The organism is Kamptonema sp. UHCC 0994 (genome assembly GCF_029167235.1).
Classification (GTDB): domain Bacteria; phylum Cyanobacteriota; class Cyanobacteriia; order Cyanobacteriales; family Microcoleaceae; genus Kamptonema.
This window is the reverse complement of record NZ_JARFTR010000271.1, coordinates 29,690-43,492: the sequence shown is the minus strand read 5'-3', so window position 1 is coordinate 43,492 and position 13,803 is coordinate 29,690. Positions and strand designations below refer to the sequence as shown.

Sequence of the window (13,803 nt, the reverse complement as noted above, 5' to 3'; positions counted from 1 at the left end):
TTGAAGGAAGAAGGAAGAAGGAAGAAGGAAGAAGGAAGAAGGAAGAAGGAAGAAGGAAGAAGGAAGAAGGAAGAAGGAAGAAGGAAGAAGGAAGAAGGAGAGACTGGGAGAATTTTTCCTCAATTAGCAATTAGCAATTAAGTAGTCGGACATAAATAAACGTGGCCATGTCATTGCGAACGAAGTGAAGCAATCTCAAAGCCTTGCGATTGCTTCACTTCGTTCGCAATGACATTCTTTATTTTTGTCCAGCTACTTAGCAATTAGCAATTACCAATTAGCAATTACCAATTACCTAATTTACATTTTGCAGCTTAAATCTCCAGCGTGCTTGCTAAAAAGAGCATTTTCCCGGTAATCTACAGGGCAGTCAATCACAGCAGGTACATCTTGAGCAAGAGCTTCTTTGAGTATAGGAATTAAATCACTTGCAGCTTCAACTCGATAGCCTTTTAACCCCATACTTTCAGCAAACTTCACGAAATCTGGATTGCCAAACTTAATGAAAGCTGACTTGCCAAAGTAATCTTCTTGCTTCCACTCAATCAACCCATAGCCACCATCATTAAAGATAAGGGTAACAAAATTAGTACCTACCCGCAGGGCTGTTTCTAACTCTTGGCAATTCATCATAAAACCGCCGTCACCACTTACCGCTACTACTTTCCTGTCGGGATAAACAAGTTTAGCTGCGATCGCGCCTGGAATCGCAATTCCCATCGCCGCAAACCCATTAGAAATTAAACAGGTATTGGGGCGATCGCAGTGATAGTGTCGCGCCATCCACATTTTATGAGCGCCTACATCTGATATAACAATATCATCCGGCCCCATCACCTGCCGTAAGTCGTAAACTATTTTTTGGGGCTTAATTGGAAAACCGTCATCTTTAGCATATCGCTCGTAATCAGCACGAATCTCAGTTCGTAATTGCACGGCAAATGGCTCTGGTTTTCCCTTACGATCTGTCCGCCGTAAAATTTCATTCAAAGAGTCAGAAATATCACCTAAAACTTCTACAATCGGAATATAGCTGCTGTCAATTTCTGCTGGATCGGCCCCGATGTGGATAATCTGAATTTTGCCTTCAGGATTCCATTTCTTCGGTGAATACTCAATTAAGTCATAGCCAATGGCAATCACTAAATCAGTATTCTCAAAAGCGCAGCTAATATGATCCCGTTTTTGTAAACCCGCCGACCACAAGGCTAAGGGATGAGTATAAGGAATCATTCCTTTGCCCATAAAAGTATTAGTTACCGGGATATTCAGATGAGTGGCAAATTCCGTTAAAGCTGCACTTGCATTAGCCCGAATTGCTCCATTTCCAACTAAAATTAGGGGATTATTAGCTTTAGAAATTGCGACTGCTGCTTTATTGATACTCTGGAAGCCACCATAGGTTTTTTCCCGGTCATCTTTGTTAAGAGGAACGCCCTCAACCTCCATTCCAGCAATATTTTCGGGTACGTCTATGTGAACTGCTCCGGGTTTTTCGTTCTGAGCAAGTTTAAATGCTTTACGGACAATTTCTGGAGTAATGCTGGGGCGAACAATTTGGGCATTCCATTTAGTAACGGGAGCAAACATTGCCACCAAATCTAAATATTGATGAGATTGTGTGTGCATCCTGTCTGTGCCGACTTGTCCAGTGATTGCTACTAGGGGAGCACCGTCTAAGTCAGCATCAGCAACGCCAGTGATTAAATTAGTTGCGCCTGGCCCCAAGGTAGATAAACAAACGCCAGCTTTTCCTGTTAAGCGGCCGTAAACATCAGCCATGAAGGCTGCGCCTTGTTCGTGGCGAGTGGTGATAAACTTAATTGAAGAATTTCTCAAGGCTTCTAGAACTTCGAGATTTTCTTCGCCAGGGAGTCCGAAGACGTATTCTACGCCTTCATTTTCGAGACATTTCACTAATAATTGAGCTGTGTTCATTTCCGTTTTTCTCCTCAGTAAATTGGGATTTATTCGCCTAAAACAACTGGAATTTGGGGGAGTTTTTGGACAACTTTAGATGCTGACAAAATCTCAAATCGCACGATTTCACCATCATAGCCCAGGTCTAAAATTACACCTGGGTAAACTTCATCACTTTCTTTAATCCGACTTTCTCGCATTGTAATTGTCAGTGAATCTGTTTCTGGATCGTAAGCTACTTTCATAACTAAAGTCCTCTCAAGTATCTTTGAATCTGCGAGGTTTTGCAGCGCATGAACTGTCCACCTAATAGGTTTCACCTATCCTCCCGATTATTTCAATTTATTTCACCCACACTGTTTTAATGTTAACAAATTCGTGAATTCCTTGGACGCTCAATTCGCGACCGTAACCGGAACGTTTAATGCCACCAAAGGGCAATCTAAGGTCAGATTTGACTAAACCGTTAATAAATACAGATCCGGCTTCTAGTTCAGAAATAAAGCGATCGCTCTCTGCTTTTTCCGCAGTCCAGGCTGATGCTCCTAACCCGAAAGATGTGCTATTTGCCAACTCAATAGCTTCGTCAATTCCAGATACCTGGAATACTAAGGCTACTGGGCCGAAAAATTCCTCAAGGCGGGCGGGAGAATCGACAGGAATTTCTGCTAAAATGGTAGGCTGATAGAAATTTCCTGGTTGCTCAGATAAAGCGCGACCACCAGTCAAGAGTTTTGCTCCCGACTGAATGCAAGCTTGCACTTGAGTGTCTAATTCTTGGAGAATATTTGGGGTTGCTAAAGGGCCAATATCTGTGTCTGAAAGCATGGGATCGCCAACTTTTAAAGCCTCCATTTTGGCGACAAAATGTTTGAGAAATTCGTCAGCGATCGCATCTGCCAAAATAAAGCGTTTTGCGGCAATACAAGACTGACCGTTATTGATCGTCCTGGCGGTGACAGCAGTTGACGCGGCGGCGGCGATATCGGCACTCCGCATTACAATATACGGGTCACTTCCCCCCAATTCCAGCACTGTTTTCTTCAAACTTTTTCCCGCCGCCGCCGCTAAACTTGCACCCGCTGGTTCGCTTCCTGTCAGGGTTGCTGCCTTAACGCGATCGTCGGTAACAATTTTTGCTACTTTATCGGCACCGACGAGTAAGGTTTGAAACACTCCGGGGGGAAAACCCGCCTCTGTAAAGATTTCTTCGATCGTTAAGGCGCACTGTGGCACGTTGGAGGCGTGTTTGAGTAAGCCAACATTGCCGGCCATAAGTGCGGGTGCGGCAAAGCGGAAAACCTGCCAAAATGGGAAGTTCCAAGGCATGACGGCCAAAATGGGGCCGAGGGGTTGGTAGCGGACAAAACTTTGGCTAGCGTCGGTTTTTGCTGGTGCGTCGGCGAGGAATTGGGGCGCATTTTCAGCGTAATAACGACAACCTAAAGCCGATTTTTCGACTTCTGCGATCGCTGATTTCAAAGTTTTACCCATTTCCAGGGTCATAATTTTGGCAAATTTTTCGCGATCGCGTTCTAAAATATCCGCAGTTGCCTGCATCCACTTCGCTTTTTGTTCAAATGGCAGGCGGCGGTATTTAGTAAATGCCTGCTGTGCTAATTCCAGCTTAGCTTCAATTTCTGCATCCGAGTCTGGTGCATAAGTTTTGAGTGTTTCCCCCGTTGTGGGGTTGATTGTTGCAATAGCCATTCCTTCATCTCCTTTGCAAAAAAGATGCAAAAACCCCCTCTAAGCTTTGATTTAGGCGGGGGTGGTACTTGAGTAAATCTAAGATTGTCATTTGCGGCTGGTGCCGTGTATTCCTCAATGCGATCGAGCTTAAAGCTCTCAAACTTTTATTATATCTTTTTTCTGGGGGGTCGCCACGAGCTTTTTTGATTTTTTTCCGATCGGAAGTGGGATCGCATAAGAGAGTCCCCAAGCCTGTTAATCGTCCTCAAGTGGGGTTGAAAACGCGCCCTAGCTAACCCTACACTACTTTTTTCAGTTTGAATCGGAAAATTGAAGACTTAAGCGCGATCGCAGCTAATTGATAATATTCTTACAGTAAGATTTTGCTTCCCGTTCTAGTTTTTCTATTTCCCAGCGCCAGCGCATTAAATGCTTTTCCCGATCTTGACGTTGTTCTATTGAAGGTGTAGGAAGTCCAGTATTTTCATCATATCTAGCGCCCAGACCTTTGAATATTTTAGTTCCAGAGTTAGGGCAAATGCCGAAGTCTCTCAACCATTTTTCGCAAGCAGTCAGCCAAAGATAAACGTGATCGTGAACTTCGCCGCCAAAGCTGCGAAGTTTCTTGATAGACAAGGTGGGAGAGTCAAAAAGCTTTTGCTCAATATCAGGTTGTTGATGGTGCTTAAAAAGGCGAATTTCGCTGCCCTTTCCCCGAAAAAATTCGACTACAAAGTAATCACCAAAATCAAAGATACAGATTTCTGTGGCCTCGCTGCCGTCATCATCCAGAATGTCCACATCTCGCTGTAAATGGGAACCCAGTGTATTAGCAGATTCTTGAGGCAATAAAATACGAATTCGCTCAAAACGTTCGCTATAGTTTGACCAAAAATCTCTGCGCCGACTCAGTTGATTGTGCTGTTTATTGTCAGGATTCAAGTGTGCTAAAAGTACATCTACCAATCTCTCAAAATCGCGGTAACTAGCAGCATGAATCCATTTCGTCAACGCTAATTTAGCTGCGGGAGAAAGTTGATGCCATAGAGAATTAGCGGTGCGAGGGCCGTAGTTTAGGCGTAGCCATTCAACTAACTTTGAAAGCGTCTTACTAATTTCAGTAGGAACTTTACTCAGTAGAGTTTCCACCGCTCTTATTTGCTGTTCGACCGACATTTGGTTTAAGAGCTTTATCAGTAAATCCAATTGATTAATAGTAGAATACTTTTCGGCGATAAAAAAATTGGCAATATAGTCTAAAGCCGCATTCGCAGTAGGAATCATTGAGGGTAATTGAGCGGTATTTAATAATTCTTCGGGAGTGAGTAAATGCTGCCAACTGAGTTGAGCAAGTTCGCGAGCAGATTCATTCTTGCTGAGTTTGAGCAGGATTTTTACTGGCAGAAAACCTTGGTCAGCAAAGCAAAGTGCAAAATCAGGAAAACAATCTGCTAAGGAGGGGGCGAAGTTGTCAGAGTTAGAATTGCTAAGATAGAGTGCCAATCGCCAAAATAAGACATTTTTTAGCCAATAATTGCGCGTTGATTCTTCCCAAATTGCCTCAGAAGTTTGTCTACTTTGTGTTGGATTTTCCCGATCCCAATCAATTTTATTATAAAGGCAAAAAGCCCAATCTAACAAACTTACTCTGTCAGCTTGACCGTTTTGGATGTCGGTAAATATCTCATCAAGAGGACGGGGTGGAGTTGCAGAAATTTCTCCTAGATTATCTAATTCAGGATAAGCACTCGGATCGTTTAATTTACTTGCAAGTTCAGCTAATTTGATTGGCTGTTGCTCAGATACAGGTGGTATAGATAGTCTGCGAAAGTGAAATTTCATGGTTTATTTTTTTGTAAAGATTGGTTTTCTTGAAAAAATTGCAAAGAATCTTCACCGCGAAACTGAAACCGGAAAGTTACCTTGCGATCTTTAGCGTCATCTTTCTGTTGATTCGCATCCATTTCCCCCCTACCTGCGGCGATAATTTTCTGCCTCAAGTCTGATTTAGTTGGAAAATTAAGCTCATTCGAGAAGATAAATTTAGAAACAGAAAGCGACCTTAATAAACTAAGTTCTAAGTTGCTGTCGTAATCTCCTGTTGAGCTAGTGTGTCCTTCAATCACCACTCTTGTAATTTCTTTATCAAACGAAGGATCTGAGAAAATAACACGACTGTACTCAGGAATAAATTGGTTGAGAAATATTTTACCTTCGGGTTTTAATTCATCACTATCTTGATCGAAAAGAATCTTGTCTTGAATGGTCACATCGCCAGTTTCGGGGTTAACCTCTACCTTAATATTATTGGCTTTCATAGCTCCAACTACAGTGCCAATCAGAACTCGGCGCGGTTGTTCCCGATCTTTTAGCTGTACGAGAACGGTAACGAATAAAAGGGCAAAAATCATCAGCAACCCTGACATCAAATCGCCAATCGAGAGCAAAACGTTAGAGTCTTCTTCCTCTATTTCTGGTTCCTGTTGAAAACTATTGAAATCAAACATAATTAATCCTGTTCGTTGCTATTTCTGCGAGTGCTTTCTGCTGCCACTAAATAGTTCGCTGCCTGTACTAATTGGTTGCAAACTCTTGCAGTTGCTTCGTCAGCTTGGGTAAAAAACTTCATGTCTGATTCAGATTTGCGCTGGAAATAACCCATCATTTCTTGATTCCAGCTTTGTAAACCTCCATTGAACTCTCTACTCAAATTTTCGTAAGCTTTTTCGACATGGGAGGCTTCTTTACCTATAGTACGAGCTAACTCTTGCAGTTGTGCAAACCGCTCACCTGAAATCAAGCCAATTTCGTGAGCGAACTTGTTCACCTGTGCGGTAGTTTCCTTGATTTTTATCAGGCTTTCCTGCATTTCTTGTGAGATATCTTTGCGTCGATTATATTCTTCCTCAAAAACTTTCTGAAAGTTTGTAACTACATCAGCTAAACCTTGGCGCTGTTCGCCTAATGTTCCCTCTAGTAATTGATTTTGCTGCATAAAAAATTCTTGCAAAGCCGCTTGATAGTTTAGGCGGAACGTCTGTAACTCTTCCTGCACAGTCAGGCGAGTATTTTGCAGCACATTATCAATATTTGTGAGGGTAGCAGTTAGGTTTTCCCTGGCTTCATTCATCTGCTGAGAAGCTGCGTTGCCAACTAACTTTAAATTGTTAGCTTGTTGCTCAAAGATTTCGCGGCTGCTGTTTTGAAATTCTTGAATTGAATCCCGTTGTATTTGTGCCTGAGTTTCCAGAGATTTTTCTAGTTCTTCACGAACACCTCTGAAAGTAGCAGCCGTTTGTTTGGCACTAGCGGTAAAAGCATTACGCTGTAATATCATCGCCTGGGAAGCTTCCTCACCTACTTGTTTGAGATTTGTACTTTGTTCGGCAAAAATTTCACGGCTGCTGTTTTGAAATTCTTGAATTGAATCCCGTTGTATTTGTGCCTGAGTTTCCAGAGATTTTTCTAGTTGTTCGCGAATACCGATAAAAGTAGTAGCCGCTTGTTTGGCACTTGCATCAAAGGCATTTTGCTGATTTTTCATTGCTACAATACTTTGATTAACTGCCTCTTTAACTTCTGTTGCTACTTGTTGAAGGACATCTTTAGTATCCGTTCGGAACTCACCTAAAATTGATTCTAAATTAAGTGCAAATTGCTGAAGTTGACCGATAGTATCTACTTGGAATTGCTGAATGGTAACGATAGATTCTGATAAACTGCGGGAAATACCGCCTAGCTCATTTTTCAGATCCATGACAGCTTCCGAGGCTCCTTTTGTTAGTGTTGCACTATTCCTTAGTTCTCCAATTATCGGTTTAATTAACTGTTCGCGCTGTTCTTCAATTAAGTTTCTGAGTATCTCTTGACCTTGATCCGCTTTAATCTCTCGCAGTGCTTTTAATTCAACTCGAATTTCTTGAAACACAGGTTTCATTACATTTCCAACTTCTTGACCGATAGCTTGCGGACTCAGTTGTCGCTGAATTTTTATCAATTCAGCAAATTTTGTTCCCATCTGTTCGGCAGCATCTCCCATTTTTTTTGCAGCGTCAGCTAGTGATTGAGATGCTCCTTGATTGTCATCGGGGTTCCTGTTGGCTAATTCATTTCGCAAACTGTCTTTGGCTTTTCGCCTTTCCCCATCACAATAAGCTAAAAATAATGTGAAAATACTAGAAGAACCTAGTCCTACTAGCGAAGTGGCAAAAGCTGTTTTCATGCCTTCAAGTAAGGTGACACTAGATTTCAGCAAGTTTTGACTATCCCCCCCAATATTATTTAGAGAGATGTCAGCCAGTCCTGCTGTGATACCGTAGAAAGTCCCCAAAACGCCAATGGCAGTCAGGATGCCAGGAACAAAGCGCCAATGACTGCGGGGTATTGGCTGTTGAAGAAATGTATTGCTATTTTTGAGTTTGCGTTTATATTTCAGGACATCACTCCACTCTAGCCCAATAGCAAACACGAGCAACCCCACAGCAGCAAGATAAAAAAAGATACTTTGTTCCCAACCTTGCCCAAAAAATAGTTTATAAATACCCATTGTCTTATTCTCCTAGCGTTGATTTAAAATTCTCTTGACTAATACAATCATTCCCTATTGCCAAAATAAGCAGTTTAAAAGCCCAACTATTCTGTGCTTGTCCACTGTTGTAATTCTTCAATTGACAATAATTCTTCAGCCACGCGCACGGGCAAATGTTCCGCGTAGCAACGGTTATCTATGGGGTGCAAAAGTCGTAGACTGTAGAGTAGTTCTTCGCTTTCAGTTGTTGTGTCTAATTCCAGACATACTTCCTGTGGCGCATAGCTGCGTAGGAGGCGCACCTGTAAACGATTTTTTAAGTCTTTTAGCGAATTGCCCAAATTAAGAGACAATTCATCTGACACTTTCCAAGCTTGATTAATTGCAACAATTTCTCGGACTAACTGATCAAACTTTGGAGTAAAATTTTTCATTGTTAAGACCTTGATATGATTGAGGACTTGTGAGAGCGACTCGGTTGATATTTTTAGGGTTGTAATCAAGAGTATTCGATGGGAGTTTGGACATCAGGCTGTCCATCTATTATTGCTGCGTTCGCTTTGTTGATTTTTTTTTTCAACATTTTTGACACAAAGTATCTATCTCTGTAAAATCTTAAACTATTGATTAAGACTTTGTAAATACCATTTTTATTCTTTAGTCCGCGTAGGCGGACTTTGTTTGTGTAGCTGCGATTTCAACCGCCCAACTCAAGCCGATGTTTGCTCAAAATAATTCTGACCATAAGATTGATAATAATACCTGCTTCCCTTATCCCCATTCGCCACCATTCCCAACAGCGGAATCCCAGCCATTTTCAAATCTTCTAAGGCCAAAAGCAACGCCTCTCGCTCAGTTTGATTCAATCCCACTACCAACATTAACCCATTAGTATGAGCACCCAACAAATTCGCATCTGCTAAACCCAAAAGCGGCGGAGTATCGTAAATAATCAAATCAAATTTACTTGACAAATTCTCCATTAAATGTTGCATTTTTCGAGAGGAAAGCAACTTAGTTGGATCGGGAAAAAATGGGCCAGATGGAAGCACAAATAAATTATCCTCTATAGGCGATCGCACGATCGCCTCTTCCACATCCAAATCCTGACTAATTACGCTACTCAAACCCTTCCAATTTGGCAAGGATAACATCTCATGCACCTGCGGCCGTCGCAAATCGGCATCCACCAACAACACTCGCTGACCCATCGCCGCCGCCGCCATTGCCAGATTTACCGCTACAGTAGATTTACCATCTGCAACTTGACAAGAGGTGATTGCACAAGACCGAATCGGACTATCAACATTCAACAACCGAATATTAGCATTCAGCGATCTAAAAGCTTCCTGAAAGGCATTTGTAGGAGTAGGGGGATTTTCCAAATCAATCGCCGCATTCTCAGCAGAAGGAAGCCGCAAAACTTTATCGCTAACAGGAATTACCCCCAACAAAGGCAATTGTAAAGTATATTTAGCCTCTTCTGGCGTGTGGAAAACCTTATGCTGAAACCGTTCCGCCAACTGCGCTAAAAGCATCCCCAAAAGCAATCCTGCAACTCCACCTATAGCCAAATTCAAAGGCATATTTGGAGAAACTGGTATCAACTCCCCATTTTGATAACGAGGAATTTCTGGCTTAGCAATCACATCCCAAGCCACATCTTTGACACCCACAGCTTCCAGTTGTAAAGCTTGTTGTTTGGCTAATAAACCATTCAGCGTATTATTACTGGTTTCTAAATCCCGTTGCAAATCAGCATAGCGGCGCAAAACCACAGGAAAAACTTGTGCGTATTGACTTAACTGTTTTTCCGCTTGTTCGAGAACTTGGTTGCGTACTCCTAATACTTGAATTTGATTAGCAGTATTCACCAATTCCTCGATTAATTTCATCCGCACAGAATCCTGAAAAGCCAAAACTTGTGGATTAACTTTACCTAAGTCAGTACCCAAAACTCGCTCAGCTTCTTGTCGTAATAAAGGTAGCAAATTTTTGCGCTGCTCTAACATCGATTGCATTTGCGGACTTTCTTGAGTATAAGTAGCTAAATTAATCGCAATATTTGCTTCTAATTGTTGCAATTGAGTCAGTAAAGCTTGATAGCGCGGCGCTTGGGTAAGTGCAGATGCCATCAATGCTTGTTTTTGATCTAATCCTAGCTGTGCTTCCAGGTTTTTGTAGAGTAATTCCTGTTGATTTTTCTGCGTTTGAGTGTCCAACCTCTGAGTTTGAAGTTGACTCATTTGCTGAGCAAGTTGTTGAGTTTGGATTTGAGGATCGATAAAATTATATTGTTGCCGTAGTTTTTGTAATTCTGCTTGTGCGCCGTCGATTCGTTTCCTCAAGAGTGGAATTTGGGATTGAATAAAATCAGAGCTTTTGCGGATATCTGTTTTGCCATCTTGCAGGCTGTAACGGCGATAGCCTTCAACAACTTTATCCAACACAAATTGGATCTTTTTCGGGTCTTCATCGCGATAACGCACTTCTAAAATTTTGGTATTATTAAGGCGTTTAATCGAGAGTTTGTCTTCTCCAAATTGGACGTTATCAGTGGTTTTTCCGAACAGACTTTTATAGTCAATATCGGGATACTTGGCTTGCAGTTGTTTAATAATGGGAGACATGACTTGGGGACTCTGCAAAACCTGAATCTGAGAGTTATAATCAAAGCCAGATTTTTCTTGATTGACGGGTGCGGCTGGTTGTAATTTCAGCTCTCCTGAGTAAATTTTTGCTAAGGTGTTTTCAGTAATTACAGGTTCTACTAATAGTTGAAACTTACCTTCATATTCATTTGTTTGAGTTAAAGTCCAGCTAAAAACTGCCGTAGTTAGTGCGGCTGTGACTCCCACAATTAGAATAGCTCTGCGTCGAAAAACATCCCAGATACTTGTCTGTTCTATTTCAGTTTTATCTTGCTGTCTGTAAAACTCGTCTGGATAAAGAACAGAATTTAATTTTGGCTGTGATGCTTGTGTTTTCTGAGAATTAATTACTGTTAATTGTGAATTTGGTTCTGGCTTCATTTTTCACCTACAACTTTTTAAGGGGATTTTAGATTGTTAGTCAGATTGTTAATCGGTCTGGCAATAGTTCGCGGTTTCGAGTTGAGAAATTTGACTAGGATTAGTAAATTAACTTTTATTTTGTACTCATCGGAATAAATCAAAAACTCTTAGTATTCCCAAGAATGGACTTAAAGGAGCGATAGTTCCACCTACTCTATCTGAGAAAGCCGCACGACCGGATCGTTTTACCATAATTACATCATTACTGCGAAGCAAAGGATTAGTTTCTTCATTCACCGCCGCCTCAAAATTAATAGAGATAGTCCGCCGGGAAACAGTACCGTTCGGATTCAATCTAATCAATTCTACTGAACTCATATCGGCTCGTGCTTTATTAAATCCTCCGGCTGCTAATAAGGCTTGATTTAAAGAAGTGCTCGGCGGGACAGCAATAGCTCCTGGTCTGATCGCTTCCCCAACTATGCTAATATTAATTGTATCTGGAGAGAAGCTGGAATTTCCGACTTCTGCATTTTCAATCGAGTTTGTATTATCTGCTTTCGGGACGATAATAGTATCTCCCTGTTGCAGCATTACGTCTTGGGTTATATCTCCCGCCTGTAATAGTTCCCAAAGATTAACACTAATCGTTTGTTCCGTGCCGGCGCGGGTGATGCGGCGAACTTGAATCTGGCGAATGTCGGCTTGTTGCGTAATGCCTCCAGCTAGTTTAATTGCTTTAGTAACAGTGCTTGGCCCGCTAGTGTCTGGTGGAGGTTCGTTTGAGCTGAGCAGTGTTTGATTTCCATTAGCCTCGATGGCTGTGATTTGATTGGTTTGAATATCTCTACCTAGAGTGTAAGTACCGGGACGGGCCACTTCACCGACTACTGCAATATTAATAGCTTCATTACTTTCTGAGGAAAAATTTGCATTTGCTAAAGTGCGGTTTTCTTCGCGGTTAATATCAGTGACAGTGGGGATATAAATAGCGTCTCCATCTCGTAAGGTAATATCACTACGTAAGTCACCACTCTGCAATAATTCCCACAGGTTGACATTAATAATTTGTTCTGGCCCGCCGCGTTGAGGCCGACGGATTTTGATTTGGCGAACGTCGGCGGAGGGGGTAATACCGCCGGCCATTTTCAGGGCCCGCGTGACTGTTGGAAGTTGAGTTCCTACTTGCTCTGCGAAGCCACCGGGGCCAGATGAGGGGGATACTGTATAAGAACCGGGACGGTGAACTTCGCCGGCAATGGCGATTTGTAGAGGTCGCGGTGCGAGCAATTTCAGGGTAATTACCGGCCGTCTGAGGTATTTGCCATATCGCTGTTTAATCTCGTCAGCAGCTTGTTCTAAGGTCATGCCTTGAACGCCGAGGTTGCCGATTAAGGGGAGACTGAGAGTACCGTCGGCGAGGATTTGGTGCTGACCGTTGGGGCCGCTGTATTCGGGGACGTTGAAGATGTCAATTTGAATGCGATCGCCTGCTCCTAAAGTGTATGCTTCAGAGGTTTGGATGGCAGGCTGTACGGGAACGGGAAATGGTGCGGGCACGGGCAAAGGAGGAGGGGGAGGTGGCAACTGGGCTACACTAGGAGAAGATGCGTAGGTGTAGCCAGCCGTAGGTATCGCTGCCATCAGAGTTGATGCTATTAAACTTTTGACGATATTTATTGTCTGATTGGTTATCATTGCGATCGCCTTTAGCTTTTAGCCTCATTTTGCCCATCAAACTCAAATGTAACCTAACTCCTCTAGTTTGGTGAGAATTTTAAGAACACTTTCCTCTACACTTTCCTCTGCTGTAGAGCAAATTATCTCAGGGTTGAGGGGTTCTTCGTAAGGGTCGTCAATGCCAGTAAATCCCTTAATTTCGCCTGCTCTCGCCTTAGCGTACAACCCTTTTACATCTCGCGCTTCGCAGATTTCCAGAGAAGCTTTTACATATACTTCAACAAAGTTAGGTTCCATTACTCGAATCTCGTCGCGTACCACTCTGTAGGGACTGATGGCTGCGGTAATTGCCACAACTTCATTCCGTGACAAAAGATGAGCTACGAATCCAATGCGGCGAATATTAGTATCGCGGTCTTCTCTGCTAAAACCTAATCCTTTTGACAGATGCGTTCTGACAACATCGCCATCCAATATTTCTACTTTACAACCTCTGGCTTTCAGTTCCGTTTCTAGAGCTTTACTAATTGTTGTTTTCCCTGAACCGCTTAGTCCAGTAAACCATAAAATCAAACCTTTTTTTGTCATTATTGTTAGTGGTTAGTTGTTAGTTGTTGGTGGTTAGTTGTTGGTGGTTTATCCACTTAATTAATTGTAGGATAGGTGGATAACTTAGTGCAATCGATAACAAAATTTTGTTAACTATTAACTGTTAACTGTTAATAAAGATAGGACTTGCCTAGAGACAGCGTAATTATGTCATTGCGACCGCAGGGAAGCAATCTCAAGCATGGGTTTATAGTACAGTGCGTAAGTCCTGAAAGAGTTGGTTTGCAGTGCACTTTACCCATCCTACATTCTACAGGACTTACACAAAAGTATACGTAACGCCGCCATCCTGGCGGTCAAGTCACCGCCAAGATGGCGGCGTTACGTGAGGCGCGTGCAAGTCCTAATTCTACTAACAAC

The 13,803-nt window shown here is 42.4% G+C and carries 11 protein-coding genes; 1 reads left to right on the top strand and 10 read right to left on the bottom strand.

Features of this window, described 5'->3' with window-relative positions; genetic code table 11:
- Nucleotides 1-141: a hypothetical protein gene (locus PY364_RS23655; protein WP_275570154.1), complete on the top strand. Its 141-nt coding sequence runs from the start codon at nt 1-3 to the stop codon at nt 139-141.
- 159 nt (nt 142-300) lie between these two features.
- Here the strand turns inward: PY364_RS23655 and PY364_RS23650 are convergent, their stop codons facing one another.
- The 10 genes from PY364_RS23650 to cysC form a co-directional block, all read right to left on the bottom strand.
- Nucleotides 301-1,938 (bottom strand): acetolactate synthase large subunit, encoded by a 1,638-nt coding sequence (locus PY364_RS23650; RefSeq protein WP_275570153.1) that lies wholly within the window; start codon nt 1,936-1,938, stop codon nt 301-303.
- A gap of 29 nt (nt 1,939-1,967) precedes the next feature.
- Entirely contained in the window at nt 1,968-2,165 is a 198-nt protein-coding gene (locus tag PY364_RS23645) for a DUF2283 domain-containing protein (protein WP_007357323.1), read from the bottom strand.
- A 97-nt stretch (nt 2,166-2,262) separates the two neighbouring features.
- Nucleotides 2,263-3,630: an NAD-dependent succinate-semialdehyde dehydrogenase gene (locus PY364_RS23640; protein ID WP_275570152.1), complete on the bottom strand. Its 1,368-nt coding sequence runs from the start codon at nt 3,628-3,630 to the stop codon at nt 2,263-2,265.
- 336 nt (nt 3,631-3,966) lie between these two features.
- Nucleotides 3,967-5,454 (bottom strand): EH signature domain-containing protein, encoded by a 1,488-nt coding sequence (locus PY364_RS23635; RefSeq protein WP_275570151.1) that lies wholly within the window; start codon nt 5,452-5,454, stop codon nt 3,967-3,969.
- On the bottom strand, nt 5,451-6,119 hold the full coding sequence (locus PY364_RS23630; RefSeq protein WP_275570150.1) for an OmpA family protein: 669 nt from the start codon (nt 6,117-6,119) through the stop codon (nt 5,451-5,453). Before PY364_RS23630 ends, PY364_RS23635 begins: the two co-directional genes overlap by 4 nt.
- Nucleotides 6,120-6,121: 2 nt before the next feature.
- On the bottom strand, nt 6,122-8,158 hold the full coding sequence (locus PY364_RS23625; RefSeq protein ID WP_275570149.1) for a hypothetical protein: 2,037 nt from the start codon (nt 8,156-8,158) through the stop codon (nt 6,122-6,124).
- Nucleotides 8,159-8,244: 86 nt separating this feature from the next.
- Nucleotides 8,245-8,574, bottom strand: coding sequence for a hypothetical protein (locus PY364_RS23620; RefSeq protein ID WP_275570148.1), 330 nt, complete (start codon nt 8,572-8,574; stop codon nt 8,245-8,247).
- A 276-nt stretch (nt 8,575-8,850) separates the two neighbouring features.
- Nucleotides 8,851-11,172: a tyrosine-protein kinase domain-containing protein gene (locus PY364_RS23615; RefSeq protein ID WP_275570147.1), complete on the bottom strand. Its 2,322-nt coding sequence runs from the start codon at nt 11,170-11,172 to the stop codon at nt 8,851-8,853.
- A 126-nt stretch (nt 11,173-11,298) separates the two neighbouring features.
- Nucleotides 11,299-12,852, bottom strand: coding sequence for an SLBB domain-containing protein (locus tag PY364_RS23610; protein ID WP_275570146.1), 1,554 nt, complete (start codon nt 12,850-12,852; stop codon nt 11,299-11,301).
- 42 nt (nt 12,853-12,894) lie between these two features.
- On the bottom strand, nt 12,895-13,422 hold the full coding sequence (gene cysC / locus PY364_RS23605; protein ID WP_275570145.1) for an adenylyl-sulfate kinase: 528 nt from the start codon (nt 13,420-13,422) through the stop codon (nt 12,895-12,897).
- Nucleotides 13,423-13,803: the final 381 nt, after the last annotated feature.

What these genes read in the sequence shown, in the direction of transcription:
- PY364_RS23650 (WP_275570153.1), bottom strand. Translation starts at nt 1,938, where the DNA reads ATGAACACAGCTCAATTATTAGTGAAATGTCTCGAAAATGAAGGCGTA.
- PY364_RS23645 (WP_007357323.1), bottom strand. Translation starts at nt 2,165, where the DNA reads ATGAAAGTAGCTTACGATCCAGAAACAGATTCACTGACAATTACAATG.
- PY364_RS23640 (WP_275570152.1), bottom strand. Translation starts at nt 3,630, where the DNA reads ATGGCTATTGCAACAATCAACCCCACAACGGGGGAAACACTCAAAACT.
- PY364_RS23635 (WP_275570151.1), bottom strand. Translation starts at nt 5,454, where the DNA reads ATGAAATTTCACTTTCGCAGACTATCTATACCACCTGTATCTGAGCAA.
- PY364_RS23630 (WP_275570150.1), bottom strand. Translation starts at nt 6,119, where the DNA reads ATGTTTGATTTCAATAGTTTTCAACAGGAACCAGAAATAGAGGAAGAA.
- PY364_RS23625 (WP_275570149.1), bottom strand. Translation starts at nt 8,158, where the DNA reads ATGGGTATTTATAAACTATTTTTTGGGCAAGGTTGGGAACAAAGTATC.
- PY364_RS23620 (WP_275570148.1), bottom strand. Translation starts at nt 8,574, where the DNA reads ATGAAAAATTTTACTCCAAAGTTTGATCAGTTAGTCCGAGAAATTGTT.
- PY364_RS23615 (WP_275570147.1), bottom strand. Translation starts at nt 11,172, where the DNA reads ATGAAGCCAGAACCAAATTCACAATTAACAGTAATTAATTCTCAGAAA.
- PY364_RS23610 (WP_275570146.1), bottom strand. Translation starts at nt 12,852, where the DNA reads ATGATAACCAATCAGACAATAAATATCGTCAAAAGTTTAATAGCATCA.
- cysC (WP_275570145.1), bottom strand. Translation starts at nt 13,422, where the DNA reads ATGACAAAAAAAGGTTTGATTTTATGGTTTACTGGACTAAGCGGTTCA.